Raw genomic sequence first — 17,712 nt, 5'->3', positions numbered from 1 at the left:
TTTTTATAATTAACAACATACTTCGAGTATTATAGCATATGAGTTTATATTTTACAATATCTTTTTTACAAGTATGACTATTATTTAATAATCATTTCTCATTTTTTCAATGTTTAATATTTTACTTGCATCTTTTATAAATTCACCATTTGTTTTAGTTTTTAGCAAACCATCAAGCATTCTTTCAGTAACATCTGAAACTGAAAAATTACTTAATGCTTTCCTTATTTGCCAAATAGCTTGAAGTTCCTCAGGTTTTAATAAAAGTTCTTCTCTTCTAGTACCAGATTTGTTTATATCAAGTGCTGGGAATACTCTTTTTTCTGAAAGTTTCCTGTCAAGATGCAGTTCCATATTTCCGGTTCCTTTGAACTCTTCAAATATTAAATCATCCATTCGACTTCCTGTCTCTATCAATGCACTTGCTAAAATTGTTAAACTTCCACCAAACTCTATATTTCTTGCAGCTCCAAAGAACCTTTTTGGTCCATGCAACGCACCAGGATCTAGTCCTCCAGATAACGTCCTACCTGTTGGTGGTATTGTTAAGTTGTATGCTCTCGCTAATCTAGTTATACTGTCTAATAAAATTACAACATCCTTGCCATGTTCTACAAGTCTCTTTGCTCTCTCTAAAACCATTTCCGCTACTTTAATATGATTTTTAGGCAGCTCATCGAAAGTTGAATAAACAACATCTCCCTTTACAGACCTTTTCATATCTGTAACTTCCTCAGGTCTTTCATCAATTAAAAGCATTATAATTTCTACCTCAGGAAAATTTTCAGCTATGCTATTTGCTAAATTTTTCAATATTGTTGTTTTTCCAGCTTTAGGTGGTGCAACAATCATACCCCTTTGTCCTTTTCCTATAGGCGCAACTAAATCTATTATTCTCATTGCTATATCTTTTTGAGTTATTTCAAGTTTTATTCTATCATTGGGATAAATAGGTGTAAGTGTATCAAAATCCTTTCTATTTCTAGAAAGCTCTGGATTTTCATCATTTACTTTTTTAACATATAATAGTGCTTTAAATTTTTCACCTTGTTTTGGTGGTCTTGTAATACCACTAATTTTATCTCCTGTTTTTAAACGGAATCTTCGTATTTGAGAGGGCGAAATATAAACATCATCTTCGCTTGTTAAATAATTATTAGTCCTTAAAAATCCATATCCATCCTGATGTGTTTCCAAAATACCCATTACACTCAGAACTTCTTCGCTTGATTCAATTTCATCAGCTAATCTATCCGGCAATTCCTTTTTATGCTTTTCTTTCTGCTTTTTCTTTTTTAAATCTTCTGCATCTTGTTGATTTTCAAATTCCTCTAATGCACTGGCATTTTCAATCACTTTTTTCTCTTCAAAATCTTTTTCTTTTTGTAATTTATTTTCATCATTTAAATCGTTATTAATAAATTCTTCCGACTTATCAAAATCATCTGTAAAGGTTTCACTAATTTTTAGCATTAATTCATCCTTTTTATATTTGTAAGCATCAAGAATTCCTCTTTTTTTTGCAAGTTCTTTAAGTTCCGCAACTTTTAAACCTGTTAATTCGGTTATGTTCAAAAAAACACCTCCATAAAAACCGATGATTAGCCTTGTACTTTATAATTTTAATTTTAATGGGAATTTTAGGATATTATATAGACTGGCAACATCAATAATATCACTTAGAAATACTTAAGTCAAGAAATATTCTTTATAAGCATTTAAAATTGCACATAATTCAAATATTCTTGTTTATTTTGCATAATTTGACAAAAAATCAAAATTATGATATGCTTAACTGATAACTATTAGTAATTATAAAAAGATATTAAAAATAGTAGGTGAATTAATGGAAATTACTATAACAATAAATCAAATTATTTCATTTTTTCTTTATACAGCAATATTTGCTGTATTAGTTTATCTTACTATAAGTATTAGAAATATCAATCTTTTCTTAAAAGAATTAAGACTTTTAGTAGAAACTAATAGAAAAAACATCGATAGCACTATGGAATCTTTGCCAGTTATTGCATCTGATATCAAAAGTATAACTGGTGATGTTAAGGAAGGTATTACAACATTAACAAATACTGCCGAAAACATTCAAAATAATATATCAGATTCATCAAATACTGCAGCTAAAAAGGCAGAAATAACAATTGAGTATGTACAAGTTGTAGGCCATATTTTAAAAATGGGTATTGATTATTTTGATAAGAAACACAAACGTAAAAGATGATAAAAAAATACATATTTTCATAAATTTAATAATAAAATTAAGAGTGGTGTACACCACTTTTTATTTTATTATTTGTGGGGTGTATTGTATGCAAATACTAACAAAAAAAATATATATAAAACAATTAATTTTTCGATATAAAGATGATAATATAAGTGGTTTGAGTGCACAAATCACTTATTACTTAATTTTGTCCTTCTTCCCTTTCTTAATATTTTTATTAAATACGCTAAGCTTTACCCCTATTTCTACAGCAGATGTCATAGAAAACATAGTAAAATTTTTACCACAGGAAACGAGCAGTTTAATTCTTGGGATTATTAATGAAACATTAGGAGCTAGAAGTTTAACATTACTATCAGTTGGTATGCTTGCTACTATATGGAGTTCTTCAAAAGGTATTAGTGCTATGATTAAAGGATTGAATAAAGCATATAACTTCAAAGAAAACAGGCCTCTATGGAAAATAAAAATAATGGGGATATTATTCACCATAGGCTTAGCAATTACTATTGTTTTTACCTTTTTATTATTGGTATTCGGACAATTTGTTAGCGATTATTTATATACTTATTTTGGATCGTCAAAGATCTTATATTTTTCATGGAAAATTATACAATACATAATCCCTCTTGTTTCAATGATTATGGTTTTTTCTATATTTTATAAATTTAGTCCAAATCGTAATCAAAAACTATCAGAAGTTATTTTTGGTTCTATTTTTACCACAATGGGATGGTTATGTACTTCTCTGGCATTTTCATTTTATGTAAATAACTTCAGAAGTTATTCTAAAATATATGGAAGTATCGGTGGAATGATAGCTTTATTAGTTTGGTTGTATATAAGCAGTACAATTATATTAATAGGTGGAGAAATTAATGCAATGATTGCATATTATAAATCAAACAACCTTACAGAGAAATATGAAAATATAATTTTTAGAATTCCAATAATTAATAAAATAATTTAATTGAATCATCTTACTAGACTTCATGTAATGAGCACACTACATTTCACTATTACCTATTACCTATTTTTCCAACTTCTTTCTTTTGTTAAATTATTGTAGATATTTCATACTTAAAGTAGTTGTTTTTATATTTTAGTTAATTATTTAACGAACTTATTGACTTTAATTATTGAGCAGTTTATAATAACTATATTGTACAAGTTTTATTCTATTAGAAATTTTTCAACTTTATTAGAATACAAGGACATTAGTGGAGGTTGTGAAATGTTAGAACTGAGTATATGCGTAGGAAGTGCCTGTCATTTAAAAGGCTCCTATGATGTAATAGAGAAGTTTAAAAAATATATTAATGATAATAATTTAACAAATTCTATAATTATTAAGGCAGCATTTTGTCTAGGTCATTGTACTGAGGCAGTTTCTGTTAAATTTAATAACAAAATTTATTCAGTTGAACCTGAAACTGCAGAAATTTTTTTAGAAGAAATTGTTTTAACTAACATAATTTAAGGAGGCTACTATGAAAATACTTGACTTCTTCCCAGCAAACTGCAGAAATTGTTACAAATGTGTAAGAAATTGTAGTGTTAAGGCCATTAAAATGGTTAATGACCAAGCTCAAATTGTTGAAGATAAGTGTATTGCCTGTGGAAAATGCTTTTTGGTTTGTCCTCAAAATGCACGGAATATCCATAGTGATTTAGACAATGTGGTTGAAGCGGTTAGAAGTGGAAGAAATGTCGTTATTTCTATTGCTCCTTCTTACCTTGGTGTATATGAAGAACCTTACAAATTGATTTCAGCATTAAAATATATAGGTGTGTCCCTTGTGGAGGAAACTGCAATAGGTGCACAGCACATAACTGAAATTTACAAAGAATATATAAATGATACAAATACAAATAATGCTATAACAACTTGCTGTCCATCTGCAAACATGATGATACAAACTTATTATCCAGAACTCATAAAATATATGATACCTGTGGATTCTCCTATGATAGCTCACTGTAAAATGATACGCAAACGTCATGGAGATGATACCTATATCGTATTTTTAGGTCCTTGTATTTCAAAAAAATGCGAAGCATATGGTTATCAACTATCAGGAACTATAGATGCAGTAATTTCTTTCGAAGAATTAGATAAATGGCTAGAATTAAAAAATATAGATATTTCATCATTTGAAGATACTCTACCTGATTTAGAAGGAAACTATACAGGCAAAAAGTATCCATTAGAAAAAGGTATATTGTCTGGTATGGAAGATGTATTATCGCAAAATAACTTTACACCTCTTTCAGTATCGGGTACTGATAATTTAAAAGAAGCTTTTGAAGCATTGATAAATGGTGAATTAAATAATGTTTGCATTGAAGCTAATTGCTGTTCTGGTGGTTGCATGGGTGGACCTGCTGTTCCTAGAAATAGCAAAAATGTTTATGTTAGAAAAACCCACGCTAAAAGTAAAATTACACCAACTAAAAATATTAAGTATTTAAATTATAACTCAGATGATAAAAAGCTAGATTATTCAAGACATTTTAGAAACAAAGGATATGTGTATCCAACATACACTGAAGATGATATTATTTCTATATTAGGAAAAATCGGAAAACATACTAAAGCTGATGAACTGAATTGTGGTGCATGTGGTTATGAAACATGCAGAGACAAGGCCATTTCAGTAATCGAGGGCTTATCATATACAGAAATGTGTATACCTTATATGAGAAATAAGGCTGAAAAATTATCTAATATAATATTTGAATACTCTCCAAATATTCTAGTTATTACAGATATAAATTTGAACATAATAGACCTAAATCCAGTTGGTGAAGATGTTTTTAAAGCAAAGATAAATAACATAAGAGGAAATCATCTTTCAAGTATATTGTCCTGTGAAGATTATGAAGAAGTAATCAGTACAGGCGAAAATATCATAGGAAAAAAAGTATATATTGAAAAGTATGGATTAACATCTTACGAAAGCATTATTTATCTTCCAAAAAACAAAATACTTTTTGGTATATTAAATGATATCACTGATGATGAATTTAAAAAAAATCAGCTAATTAATTTAAAGTTAAATACAATTGAAACAGCAGATAAAGTTATAGAGAAGCAAATGAGAGTTGCACAAGAAATTGCAGGTCTTCTAGGTGAAACAACTGCTGAAACAAAAGCAGCACTTCTTAAACTTAAAAAGGTTGTACTCGAGGAAAATGGTAAATAAAATGAAAAGTTTTATAGATTTTAATTATAAAAGTATAAATAAAAATGGTGAAGAGTTATGTGGAGATAAGGTTGAATTTATAAACAATGACGAAGGCTCTATAATAGTTTTATCAGATGGTCTAGGAAGCGGTGTCAAAGCTAATATTTTAGCAACAATGACAACTAAAATTGCTGTCACAATGCTCAAAAATGGTGCTACTATTGATGAAACAATTGAAACCATTATAAATACATTGCCAGAATGCAAGGTTAGAAAATTAGCCTATTCCACATTTACAATTATTAAAATAGATAAAGATAATAATGCCTATATAGCTGAGTATGATAATCCTTCATATTTTTATTACTCTCATGGTAGAAGTATTTCAGTAGATAGGATTCAAAGAACTATTGGTTCAAAGAAAATATTCGAATCAAATATACATCTTAATTTAGGAGACACACTATGTGTAGTAAGTGATGGGGCAATTCATGCAGGCATAGGTCAAATGCTTAACCTTGGTTGGGCATGGGATGAGATAAATGATTATCTCAAAAATCTAAACGATGTGAATAACTCATCTCAATTAATTAATGGAAATTTTATAGGTGTATGTAATAATCTTTATAATAATAAGCCTGGAGATGATACTACCATTCTAACATTGAAAGTAAGAGATCCTGAGTATGTTGATATTTTTATAGGACCTCCATCTAACAAATCATTGGATTGCTTTCTAGCAGAAAAAATGTTAGAACCAGGCAGTAGGAAAATTATATGTGGTGGTACAACTGCTCTAATCGCAGAAAGAGAATTAAAAAGAGAACTTGAAATAGATTTAGACTCAATAAGTAAAGATATACCTCCAATTGCATATATGGATGGTTTTGACTTAGTTACAGAAGGCGTACTTACTTTGGGAAAGACACTTGAAAAAATTAAAGAATACAATAAATGTAGCTATGAAAATAAAATAGAGAACAATACCTTTGATGGCTGTTCCCTTTTAACAAGAATTTTAACCGAACAAAGTACACATATAAATCTTTACGTAGGCAAGGCTATTAATCCTGCTCATCAAAACCCGAATTTTCCAGCAGGATTCAATATAAAACTAAAAATAATATACGATTTAATAAAAGAACTACAAAAGACTGGAAAGGAAGTTAAGGTAACATATCTATGAAAAAAAAATTTGATAATCATGCGCAATATATAAAGTATAAAGTCTTAAAAGAACTAATAAAATCAGAGAAAGGTGGAAATTTAACAAAAGAATTATTAAGTATTCCCGAAAGAATCATTCCTGGTCCAAATGCTGGAACAAGGTGTTGTATCTATAAAGAAAGAGCCATAATAGGAGAAAGAATAAAAAATGTACTTCATACTTCTAAAAATCCAGTAGTAAATATAATTGATCTAGCCTGCGATGAATGTCCCGTATATAGATTTTCTGTAACGGAAGCTTGTAGAGGTTGCTTAGCTCATCACTGCCAAGAAAATTGTCCGGTTGGAGCTATTGAAATAGTTAATAAAAGAGCTCATATAAATCAAGAAAAATGTATAGAGTGTGGGAAATGTAGAGATGTTTGCCCATTTGAAGCAATATCAGATGTAAAAAGGCCATGTAAAACATCTTGCAAAGTAGAAGCGTTAAATATAAATCCTGAAACTAAAAAAGCAATAATAGATAAAAACAAATGCATAAATTGTGGTGCCTGCGTTTCAAGATGTCCATTTGGAGCAATTACAGATAAATCACATATTTTAGATATTATGAAAATAATTAATGAATCAAAACATAATACACAATATAAAGTTTATTGTATTGTTGCTCCTTCTATATCAGCACAATTTCCAGATGCAGAAATTGATAATGTTGTTTCTGCTATAAAACAATTGGGATTTTATGAAGTTGTAGAAGCTGCAATAGGAGCAGATATTGTTGCAAATTATGAATCAAAGTTACTAGAAAACGAACTTAAGCATAAAAAATTTATTACATCATCATGTTGTCCTGCATTTGTATCGTATATAAAGTTAAAGTACCCAGAACTAATTGAAAATATATCGACTTCAGTTTCCCCAATGATAGCAACCGCAAGGCTTATAAGAAGTACTGATGAAAATGCAAGAATAATTTTTATAGGTCCATGCGTTGGTAAAAAAGCTGAAATCACTTGTGATAATCTTAAGGATGATATACAGTATAGCATGAGTTTTGAAGAACTTATAGCATTTCTTGATGCATATGAAATAGACCCTGCTGAATGCAAGGGTTCACCTTTAGATAATGCTTCTTACTTCGGTAGAATTTTTGCACATTCAGGAGGAGTAACAAAAGCAATACAAAATTCTATAGAGGAACAAAATCTTAACATAGAATTAAAACCTGTTATATGTGATGGCTTAGAGGAATGTGATAAGGCACTTAAACTTGCAAAATTAGGAAGACTTAATGGTAATTTTATAGAAGGTATGGCTTGTAAAGGCGGTTGTGTTAATGGTCCCGTTTCTTTATACAAAAAAAAATCTGGCGCCAACATTATTAATACTCACGCTAATAAAGCAAAAGAAAAATCTACTAAGGATTCTTTAAGAGTTTTTAACTTAGAAAATATAAATTTAGAATTATAACATTTTAATAGTAAACACTATGTAAAACAAAACTCTATGTCTGAATATCAAACATAGAGTTTTATTATTTTACTTAACGTACGCATATTTAGGTTTTTTGTCCAAAACATGTATTGTATCTATAAATCTAATGGTTCCTGATTTTGATCTTGTTACCATAGAATATGTTTTAGCCCTGTTATCAGACATATATCTAACACCTTTTAAAAGTTCACCATCAGACACGCCTGTAGCAGCAAATATTACATCATCGCCCTTTGCTAAATCTTCCATAGTAAGAACTCTATCCCATTTATCAGTATTGCACATTTCCTTGCACCTTCGTATTTCTTCATCGTTTTCGGGAACTAGTTTTCCTTGAAATTCACCGCCAAGGCATTTCAAAGCTGCAGCTGCTATAACTCCTTCTGGTGCTCCTCCTTTACCTACCATAATATCGACTCCTGAATCACCAAAGCATGTTGCAATTGCTGCATCAACATCTCCATCACCAAATAACTTAATTCTTGCTCCAACACTTCTTGCCCTATTTATTAAATCACTGTGTCTTTCTCTATCTAACATCGTAACCGTAATATCAGTAATATTCTTTTTCAATGCTTTTGCTACATTATATAAGTTTTGTTCTAATGGAGCCATTATATCTATGCATCCAACTGACTTAGGTCCAACAGCTATCTTATCCATATACATATCTGGTGCGTGAAGTAAACAACCCTTTGGCGCCACGGCAACTATTGCTAATGCACCAGGTAAACCCTTAGCTATTAAATTTGTTCCATCGAGTGGATCTACTGCAATGTCAATTTCAGGTGAACCTTCTTCCCAAGTACCTATTTTTTCGCCTATGTAAAGCATTGGTGCTTCATCCATTTCTCCTTCACCAATTACGACAGTTCCTGAGATATCAAGTACTTGAAACATACTTCTCATTCCATCAACAGCAGCTTGATCAGCTATTTCTTTATTCCCTCTTCCAAAATATTTTCCACAGCCTAGAGCAGCAGCTTCTGTAACTCTTACAATATTTAGTGCTAATTCTCTATCCATTATTTTTGTAATTCTCCTTTATATTATTATATTATTAGTATAACATATATCCATTATTTTGTGAATATGTTACATTACTTATTTTTTATTTAAATATAGTATTCTAATATTATATAGCATATCATGAAATCATATTTTTTTATATGCTTTTTTAATAATTATATTACTATCTTAAAACAGTAAATAAAATGTGCACATAGAGTGCTCTCATTACTTTTCATGATTACTGATGCTTTAAAATGTTAATACTAAGTTTCATATTGTAAAAATAAATTGTGGTTTTTAGTATTTCATGACATTGACTATACTATGTAAATATTGTAAAATATAGTTAGGCAAAAAAAATATGGAGGTTTTACTATGGAAAAATTAATTATCACCGCTTGTTTAACAGGCGCAGAAGTAACAAGAGAACAGCAACCAAATTTACCCCTTACACCAGATGAAATTGCAGAAGCGGCATATCAATGCTATTTAGCTGGGGCATCAATGATTCATGTTCATGCAAGAGACGCAGAGGGAAATCCTACTCAAGATTATGCAGTTTATAAAGAAATTAAAGAAAAAACTGCAGCAAAATGCAACATTATATTTCAACCATCTACTGGTGGAGCTACTTGGCATACACCTGAGCAAAGGATGCAGCCAATTGAATTAAATCCAGAAATGGCTACACTAAGCATGGGAACATGCAACTTTGCAGATGATGTATTTATGAATACTGAAGCAAATATAAGAATATTTGCAAATCGTATGAATGAATTAGGAGTTAAACCAGAACTTGAATGTTTTGAAAAAGGTATGATTGATACAGCTGTTAGAATGGCTAAAAAAGGTATAATTAAATCACCTATGCACTTTGATTTTGTTCTTGGCGTACCAGGCGCAATGGGTGGAGAGTTAAGAGATTTATTGTATATGGTTGAATCAATACCAGCAGGCTCTACATGGACAGTTGCAGGTGTAGGTAGATACCAATTACCTTTAAACATTGCTGCTATAATGCTTGGCGGCCATGCTAGAACTGGTTTTGAAGATAATATTTACTATAAAAAAGGTGAAATAGCAACATCTAATGCTCAATTAGTTGAAAGAATAGCACGTATATCTAAAGAAATGGGACGTGAAGTTGCAACTCCAGATGAAGCAAGAGCAATATTGGGACTTAAATAGAAATTTAATTAAAGACATATAAAAAAGAAGTAGTAGGGTACGAATATAATGCCACCCTACTACTTCTTTATCATTCCATTGCTAAATCTACTAATTTAACTATTAAATCCTTATATTCAATGCCAATTTTTTTTAGCATAGATGGATATCTACTAACATCAGTTAGACCTGGTATAGTATTTACCTCATTCAAAAGTATTTCATTAGAAGAAGTTAAAAACATATCTACCCTAGCCATACCAGAACATCTTAAAGCTTTATAAGTCATTTTTGCTATTTCTTTTGCCCTATTTTTTAATTCATCACTAATTCTCGCTGGACAATATATTTTAGAATTTGATTGCTGATATTTCTCAACATAATCAAAAAAATCATTTTTTGTATCAATTTCATCTACTTCTCCAACAATCAATTCATCATTACCTATTACGGCACATCCAATTTCAAAACCATCAATCATTGTTTCAATTACTACCTTTTTATCATACTCAAAAGCTTCCATAATACCTTTTTCAAATTCATCATAGTTTCTAATTTTACTTATTCCTAAAGATGAACCACCATTTGAAGGCTTTATAAACATAGGAAGAGATAATTTTTCACAAGCTTCTTCATACAGTGATTTTAAGTTAAGAGTCTTTGTATTAACAACTGCCATAAATGGCGCTGTTTTTATGCCTGCCATTTCACATATCACATGAGTAAATTCTTTATCCATGCAAACCGCCGAAGAAGTCATATCGCATCCTACAAAAGGAATGCCTGCTAATTGACACAATCCCTGAATAGTACCATCTTCACCATTTTTACCATGAAGCACTGGAAAAACACAATCTATATCCATTTTTTCATATTTATTGTCTCCTAAAAGTTTTATAAAACCCTTAAACCCGTTATCTAAGCTTAAAACTACTTGATTTAGATTATTATTTTTGTTCCAAGTATCATTATTTACATTTTCAGCATCACCGTCATAGTAAAGCCATTTTCCCTCTTCTGTAATTCCTATTAAAGTTACATCGAATTTGTCTCGAGGAACATTATTTATTATAGCTGATACAGAGTGAAGAGATATTGAATATTCACTTGATTTGCCACCAAAAACAATTGCTAATTTAATTTTATTCATACCATATACCCCCTTATAGTTGTTTTAATGTATTAGTTATTTCTTCTAGTTTTAAAAATCTCGAGCCCTTAATAAGAATTGCAGAATCCACAGCTAGATACTTACTTATATATTGTGTAGCTTGTTCTTTATTATCAAACTCAATTATACTTTTTATTTCTGTGTTTTCACGTGCGCCTTGTGCCATATATTTAGCCATTTCACCAATTGTAATAAGTTCATCTATCTTATAAGCAGATAAATCTCTTCCAACATTATAATGTGTGTCTTCACTCATTTCTCTATAGCCTAACATATCCCCTAGTACTACTACTTTCTTAGAAGATTCAAATAATTCAAATATATCTAATGCAGCTTTTATGCTAACTGGATTTGACTTGTAACAATCATTAAGAATAGTACACTTTTTTATTTTTAATACTTCATTTCTTAATCCTGTCTTTTCAATTTTAGATAATCCAAATTTTATTTCTTCATAAGTCATACCAAGTTCCTTTGCTGCTAAAATAGCTGCAAGGGCATTTAAAGCTTGATGTTTCCCTAACATCTCCATATGAAAATCACTACATCCATCATCACTAATTTTAAAGCTTATTCCATTGATATCCTCTTTAAATTCTTTTAACCACAAGCTATTTTTACGATTTTCACCAAATGTTTGCCTTTTTATAGAGTTTTTAATTTCTGTATTATTCACTGTATTTTGAATTAATTCATCATCACCGTAATAAATAAATAATCCATCATTTTTTATTCCTTTTACGATTTCAAGCTTAGCGCATGCAATATCTTCTATAGAATCAAAGTTATCTATATGAACAAGTCCTACACTTGTAATAATTCCAATATCTGGCCTTACTAAACGAGTTAAAAATTCAATTTCACCAGCTCTTTCCATTCCCATTTCTATAACTGCAACTTCACAATTTTCGTCCAAACTGAGAAGTGTGTACGGAACACCTATTTCAGTATTATAATTACCTAATGTTTTTTGTGTTATGTATTTTTGAGACAATATCCCAGCAGTAATATCCTTAGTTGATGTTTTACCATTACTTCCTGTTATCCCTACAATTTTAGTTTGTAATTTATTTCTATATGCTTCTGCTAACTTTTGTAACCCTATAACAGTATCATTAACAAAAATAACCGCAATATCTGTTGGAGGATTTGGTTCATCTATATTCCACAATGTTGCAATTGAACCTTTTTCTATTGCACTAGCTATATAGTTGTGCCCATTAGTAGTTAACCCCTTAATAGGTACAAATAGATTATTTTCAGATACTTCCCTTGAATCAATGCTCACTCCGCATATTAATTTATCTTTGTCTCCAAAATAATCGGCATTTAATATTTCAGCAGCCTCTTTAATTGTAATTTTTATCACTTCTTTATCCTTCCCTACATTAATATATATAGTGAAACACATGATATATATAAGTGTAATTTAAATATAACATTGCATTTATTAACATTATATTGTAGTTTTATTATTTTAGCAAGGCAAATTTAACAACAAAAAACAAGCCTGACTAATTTTATTTAATCAAAGGCTTGCTTTTCATCACTGCATATTATTATTCAAACGCTTCTTTAACGTCCCATTCTTTCCACACATTTCCTACTAGATCTGGTCCAGGTTTTAATGTTTTTTTACCTGGTTGCCAACCTGAAGGTGTTACTTCCGCTCCTCCAGTTTCTCTAACTAACTGATACGCTTTTAACTGTCTTAATCCTTCCGATACATTTCTCCCTACAGGAGGAGTAAGTACTTCAAATGCTTGAACAATACCATCTGGATCTATAATAAATCTTCCTCTAGTCTCTGTACCACTTTCTTCATTATAAATACCATACATTTTTCCTATCTCTCCGTTTTGGTCAGATAACATTGGGAAAGGAATATTACCTCCTATCATCTTTGATAGTTCTTGATCATTCCAAATTTTATGCGTAAATACCGAATCAACACTTATTGATAAAACTTGTGTATCTAGTTTTTCAAACTCAGAATTCTTAGCAGCAACTGCTGCTACTTCTGTAGCTCAGACGAATGTGAAATCCCCAGGGTAAAAACAAAGATATACCCATTTACCTTTATAATCTTCTAAACTAACATTTACAAACTTGCCATTATAATATGCTGACGCTGAAAACTGTGGTGCTGGTTTACCCACCTTAATCATTCTTTGTTCCTCCTTTAATAAATTTTGTGATAAAAAAATATCTTCATTTGTTAATATAGGTTGTTGTTCTTCACTGCTTACAGGTACACTACATCCTGCTTTTATTTCTTTCATAAGGGCCTCCTGTATAAAATAGATTAATACATGTTAAACTTACTATTATTTATTATTATACCACAATTTTTACTATTCTAACACAAATATGGTAAATAAAAGTAATAAAAAACACCCCTCAAATATACTTTTATCTATATTTTACGGGGTGTTTCTATATTTTTACACTTCTATAATTTTAATTTAAGTTTATTAAAACTTCATTTCTGCCATTCTCTTATAGCCTTCATATCTTTCTTTAGCATCATTTTCTGCCTTAATAAATAATTCTTCAGCTATCTCTGGGAATGAGCTTTTCAATGATGTATACCTTACTTCACCTTCTAAGAACTCTTTGAATGAAGCTTTAGGTTCTTTAGAATCTAATATAAATGGATTTTTTCCTTCTTCTTTAAGAAGAGGATTGAATCTGTATAAATGCCAGTATCCAGCTTCTACAGCTTTCTTTTCTCTTTCTACAGTTTTACCCATTCCAGCTTTAATACCATGATTTATACATGGAGCATAAGCTATTATAAGTGATGGTCCATTGTAACTTTCTGCTTCTTTTAAAGCTTTCATATATTGGTTTTTGTCAGCACCTATTGCAACTTGAGCTACATATACATATCCGTAAGTTGCTGCTATCATACCTAAATCTTTTTTCTTAACTCTCTTACCTGATGCTGCAAATTTTGCAACTGATGCAGTTGGAGTAGCTTTTGAAGATTGTCCTCCAGTATTTGAATAAACTTCTGTATCTAATACAAATACATTTACATCTTCTCCTGAAGCTAATACGTGGTCTAATCCGCCATATCCAATATCATATGCCCAACCGTCTCCACCTATTATCCATTGAGATTTCTTAACAAGATAGTCTTTTTTGTCTAAAATTTCTTTAACAGCTTTTGAACATTCATCACAGCATGGTTTAAATCCTTCTAATACTGCAAGAACTTTTGCTGATGCCCCTTTAGATTGTTCTCCAAGTTCTTTATTAGCAATCCAATTTGCACAAGCGTCTTTAACTTCAGCTGCAACATCTAAAGCTATTAATTTTTCCATTGACATTTGGATAGCATCTCTCATTTGGTTAACACCAATAAACATACCTAATCCAAATTCAGCATTATCTTCAAATAGTGAGTTAGCCCATGAAGGTCCTCTTCCATTAACATCTTTACAGAAAGGAGTTGCTGGTGCTGATGCTCCCCAAATTGATGAACATCCTGTAGCATTTGCAATCATCATTCTATCACCAAATAATTGTGTTACAGCTTTAATATATGCAGTTTCGCCGCAACCAGCACAAGCTCCTGAGAACTCAAAGTATGGTTTACAGAATTGACTACCTTTTACAGTGTTTTTATCCATTAATGTATCTTTAATTGCAACATTGTTTGTTGCATAATCCCAGTTTGGTATTTGCTCGTCTGCCTGAGTTGCAATTGGTTCCATTACTAAAGCTTTATTTTTAGCAGGACATATATCAGCACAGTTTCCACATCCAGTACAATCTAAAGTACTTATTTGAAGTCTATATTCTAAATCTTCAAAGCCTTTACCTGTAGCTTTAATTGTTTTGAATGATTCTGGCGCATTTTCTTTTTCTTCTTTGTTCAATAACATTGGTCTAATAACAGCATGAGGGCAAACAAATGCACATTGATTACATTGAATACAATTTTCAGGAATCCATTCAGGTACAGTTACTGCGATACCTCTTTTTTCATAAGCAGATGTTCCTGCTGGGAATGTACCATCTTCTGTTCCCACAAATGTGCTTACAGGAAGTTTATCTCCTTCTTGTTTGTTCATAACATCAGCTACATTTTTAATAAATTCTGGTCTGTTTTCTTCTATAACTTCGCTTGCTGTTTCACTTGCTGTTTTCCAAGATTCAGGTACTTCTACTTTAACAAGTTCTGTTATTCCTTTTTCAACAGCTGATTTGTTCATGTTAACAATAGCATCACCTTTTTTACCATATGATTTAACAATAGAATCATTTAAATATCCTACTGCTTCATCAACTGGAATAACATCAGCTAATTTAAAGAAGGCAGATTGCATAATCATATTAGTTCTGTTTCCAAGTCCTAATTCATTTGCTATCTTTGTAGCATCAATAGTATAGAATTTAATATCATTTGTAGCAATATATTTTTTCATTTCTGCTGGCAAATTAGCATCTAATTCTTCAGCTGTCCACATTGTATTTAATAAGAATGCTCCACCTTTTTTAAGGCCAGTTATCATGTCGTATTTACCAACATATGATTGTTGAGAAACTGAAACAAAATCTGCTTCATCAATTAAATATGTTGATTTAATAGGAGATTTACCAAATCTTAAGTGTGATACAGTAACTCCACCTGATTTTTTAGAGTCATACGAGAAATAACCTTGAGCATACATACTTGTATGGTCTCCAATTATTTTTATTGCACTTTTGTTAGCGCCTACTGTTCCATCTGAACCAAGTCCCCAGAATTTACATCTTACTGTTCCAGATGCTGAAGTATTAACTAATGCTGGAGTTTCTAATGATTTAAATGTAACATCATCAACTATACCAATTGTAAAATCAGTTTTTGGTTTTTCTTCATTTAAGTTGTTGTAAACCGCAAATATTTGAGCTGGAGTAGTGTCTTTTGATCCAAGTCCGTATCTTCCTCCAACTATTACTGGTTTATCTTCCTTTTCATAGAACATTGATTTAACATCTAAATACAATGGTTCTCCCGGAGATCCTGGTTCTTTGCATCTGTCTAATACAGCTATTTTCTTAACTGTCTTTGGCATTACATCAAAGAAATATTTTGATGAGAAAGGTCTGTAAAGGTGAACTATTACCATACCTACTTTTTCGCCTTTAGCAGTTAAGTAATCTATTACTTCCTCTGCTGTTTCTGTAACTGAACCCATTGCTACTATTATGTTTTCAGCATCTGGTGCTCCATAATAATTAAATGGTTTATAATCTCTTCCAGTAATTTTGCTAATTTCTTTCATGTAATCTGAAACTGCATCTGGTACTACATCATAAAACTTATTAGAAGCCTCTTTAGCTTGAAAGAATATGTCAGGATTTTGTGCAGTTCCTCTTGTAACTGGGTGTTCTGGATTTAAAGCTCTGTCTCTAAATTCCTTTACTGCATCCATGTCTACAAGTTTTGCAAGATCTGCATAATCAATTGTTTCAATTTTTTGAACTTCATGTGAAGTTCTAAAGCCATCAAAGAAATGGACAAAAGGAACTCTTGTTTTGATAGTCGCTAAGTGTGCAACTCCTCCAAGATCCATAGCTTCTTGAACGCTGCTTGAAGCTAACAATGCAAAACCAGTTTGCCTTGCTGCCATAACATCAGAGTGATCTCCAAATATAGATAATGCATGACCTGCTAATGCTCTTGCAGATACATGGAATACTGCTGGTAATAACTCTCCTGCTATTTTATACATATTAGGAATCATTAATAATAATCCCTGAGAAGCAGTGTAAGTAGTTGTTAAAGCGCCTGCTTGTAATGAGCCGTGAACAGCACCTGAAGCTCCACCTTCTGATTGCATTTCAACAACTTTAACAGTTTGACCAAATATGTTCTTCGTACCATGAGCTGCCCATTCATCAGCAAGTTCAGCCATTGGTGAAGAAGGTGTTATAGGGAAAATTGCAGCTACATCAGTGAAGGCATATGATACATATGCTGCAGCGGTATTTCCGTCCATTGTTTTCATAACTTTTGACATTTATATTTCCTCCTAATTGTATTAATAATTAAATATCTCATAGAATTATATCTTAAATTAATTGAGATTGCAACTATAAAAATACTTAATATCCATAACATTTTTATATAAAAATAAAGAGATGTTTAAATTAATTTTTTTGATGATTTACTTATTTTTATTAATAAATAGTCGTTTTCCAGTAAATAATATTAACATGTGACGTTACCGTAATTATTAATTTTGCAAGTTTCATAAAACATGTTTCATTTTATT

Annotated in this window: 13 protein-coding genes; 7 read left to right on the top strand and 6 right to left on the bottom strand. The window is 30.8% G+C overall.

Features of this window, described 5'->3' with window-relative positions:
- Nucleotides 1-84 precede the first annotated feature (84 nt).
- Nucleotides 85-1,575, bottom strand: a complete 1,491-nt coding sequence (gene rho, locus J2Z76_RS11645) for a transcription termination factor Rho (RefSeq protein ID WP_209512238.1) — start codon at nt 1,573-1,575, stop codon at nt 85-87.
- 271 nt (nt 1,576-1,846) lie between these two features.
- Here rho and J2Z76_RS11640 point away from each other — a divergent pair, with 271 nt between their 5' ends.
- The 6 genes from J2Z76_RS11640 to J2Z76_RS11615 all read left to right on the top strand — a co-directional run bounded on the left by J2Z76_RS11640 (nt 1,847) and on the right by J2Z76_RS11615 (nt 8,067).
- On the top strand, nt 1,847-2,239 hold the full coding sequence (locus J2Z76_RS11640; protein WP_209512237.1) for a hypothetical protein: 393 nt from the start codon (nt 1,847-1,849) through the stop codon (nt 2,237-2,239).
- Between the two features lie 88 nt (nt 2,240-2,327).
- Complete coding sequence (locus J2Z76_RS11635; protein WP_209512236.1) at nt 2,328-3,212, top strand: YihY/virulence factor BrkB family protein; 885 nt, start codon at nt 2,328-2,330, stop codon at nt 3,210-3,212.
- A 264-nt stretch (nt 3,213-3,476) separates the two neighbouring features.
- A complete protein-coding gene (locus J2Z76_RS11630; RefSeq protein WP_209512235.1) occupies nt 3,477-3,722 on the top strand; it encodes an NAD(P)H-dependent oxidoreductase subunit E in 246 nt (81 codons plus the stop codon).
- Nucleotides 3,723-3,732: 10 nt separating this feature from the next.
- Nucleotides 3,733-5,448, top strand: coding sequence for a [Fe-Fe] hydrogenase large subunit C-terminal domain-containing protein (locus tag J2Z76_RS11625; protein ID WP_209512234.1), 1,716 nt, complete (start codon nt 3,733-3,735; stop codon nt 5,446-5,448).
- Nucleotide 5,449: 1 nt separating this feature from the next.
- Nucleotides 5,450-6,616, top strand: a complete 1,167-nt coding sequence (locus tag J2Z76_RS11620; protein WP_209512233.1) for a SpoIIE family protein phosphatase — start codon at nt 5,450-5,452, stop codon at nt 6,614-6,616.
- Entirely contained in the window at nt 6,613-8,067 is a 1,455-nt protein-coding gene (locus tag J2Z76_RS11615; protein ID WP_209512232.1) for a 4Fe-4S dicluster domain-containing protein, read from the top strand. The genes J2Z76_RS11620 and J2Z76_RS11615 overlap by 4 nt, the downstream gene beginning before the upstream one ends.
- A gap of 69 nt (nt 8,068-8,136) precedes the next feature.
- Here the strand turns inward: J2Z76_RS11615 and glpX are convergent, their stop codons facing one another.
- Nucleotides 8,137-9,117 carry a class II fructose-bisphosphatase gene (gene glpX / locus J2Z76_RS11610; RefSeq protein ID WP_209512231.1) on the bottom strand — a complete coding sequence of 327 codons (981 nt, stop codon included), beginning with the start codon at nt 9,115-9,117 and terminating at the stop codon, nt 8,137-8,139.
- A 360-nt stretch (nt 9,118-9,477) separates the two neighbouring features.
- Here glpX and kce point away from each other — a divergent pair, with 360 nt between their 5' ends.
- Nucleotides 9,478-10,290, top strand: a complete 813-nt coding sequence (gene kce, locus J2Z76_RS11605) for a 3-keto-5-aminohexanoate cleavage enzyme (protein WP_209512230.1) — start codon at nt 9,478-9,480, stop codon at nt 10,288-10,290.
- A 70-nt stretch (nt 10,291-10,360) separates the two neighbouring features.
- Here the strand turns inward: kce and J2Z76_RS11600 are convergent, their stop codons facing one another.
- From J2Z76_RS11600 to nifJ, 4 genes are all read right to left on the bottom strand, one after another.
- Complete coding sequence (locus J2Z76_RS11600) at nt 10,361-11,419, bottom strand: D-alanine--D-alanine ligase family protein (RefSeq protein ID WP_209512229.1); 1,059 nt, start codon at nt 11,417-11,419, stop codon at nt 10,361-10,363.
- A 13-nt stretch (nt 11,420-11,432) separates the two neighbouring features.
- Nucleotides 11,433-12,809, bottom strand: a complete 1,377-nt coding sequence (locus J2Z76_RS11595; protein ID WP_342455040.1) for a UDP-N-acetylmuramoyl-tripeptide--D-alanyl-D-alanine ligase — start codon at nt 12,807-12,809, stop codon at nt 11,433-11,435.
- Nucleotides 12,810-12,999: 190 nt separating this feature from the next.
- Nucleotides 13,000-13,722 carry a thioredoxin-dependent peroxiredoxin gene (prxU, locus tag J2Z76_RS16695; protein WP_245210437.1) on the bottom strand — a complete coding sequence of 241 codons (723 nt, stop codon included), beginning with the start codon at nt 13,720-13,722 and terminating at the stop codon, nt 13,000-13,002.
- Nucleotides 13,723-13,914: 192 nt separating this feature from the next.
- Nucleotides 13,915-17,457 carry a pyruvate:ferredoxin (flavodoxin) oxidoreductase gene (gene nifJ / locus J2Z76_RS11580; protein ID WP_209512226.1) on the bottom strand — a complete coding sequence of 1,181 codons (3,543 nt, stop codon included), beginning with the start codon at nt 17,455-17,457 and terminating at the stop codon, nt 13,915-13,917.
- Between the last annotated feature and the right edge of the window lie 255 nt (nt 17,458-17,712).

Origin of the sequence: Sedimentibacter acidaminivorans (genome assembly GCF_017873955.1) — a bacterium.
GTDB classification, from domain to species: domain Bacteria; phylum Bacillota; class Clostridia; order Tissierellales; family Sedimentibacteraceae; genus Sedimentibacter; species Sedimentibacter acidaminivorans.
This window is presented reverse-complemented; position numbering and strand designations above follow the sequence as displayed.

Coding starts and splice junctions, on each gene's coding strand:
- J2Z76_RS11640 (WP_209512237.1), top strand. CDS start 1,847: ATGGAAATTACTATAACAATAAATCAAATTATTTCATTTTTTCTTTAT.
- J2Z76_RS11635 (WP_209512236.1), top strand. CDS start 2,328: ATGCAAATACTAACAAAAAAAATATATATAAAACAATTAATTTTTCGA.
- J2Z76_RS11630 (WP_209512235.1), top strand. CDS start 3,477: ATGTTAGAACTGAGTATATGCGTAGGAAGTGCCTGTCATTTAAAAGGC.
- J2Z76_RS11625 (WP_209512234.1), top strand. CDS start 3,733: ATGAAAATACTTGACTTCTTCCCAGCAAACTGCAGAAATTGTTACAAA.
- J2Z76_RS11620 (WP_209512233.1), top strand. CDS start 5,450: ATGAAAAGTTTTATAGATTTTAATTATAAAAGTATAAATAAAAATGGT.
- J2Z76_RS11615 (WP_209512232.1), top strand. CDS start 6,613: ATGAAAAAAAAATTTGATAATCATGCGCAATATATAAAGTATAAAGTC.
- glpX (WP_209512231.1), bottom strand. CDS start 9,117: ATGGATAGAGAATTAGCACTAAATATTGTAAGAGTTACAGAAGCTGCT.
- kce (WP_209512230.1), top strand. CDS start 9,478: ATGGAAAAATTAATTATCACCGCTTGTTTAACAGGCGCAGAAGTAACA.
- J2Z76_RS11600 (WP_209512229.1), bottom strand. CDS start 11,419: ATGAATAAAATTAAATTAGCAATTGTTTTTGGTGGCAAATCAAGTGAA.
- nifJ (WP_209512226.1), bottom strand. CDS start 17,457: ATGTCAAAAGTTATGAAAACAATGGACGGAAATACCGCTGCAGCATAT.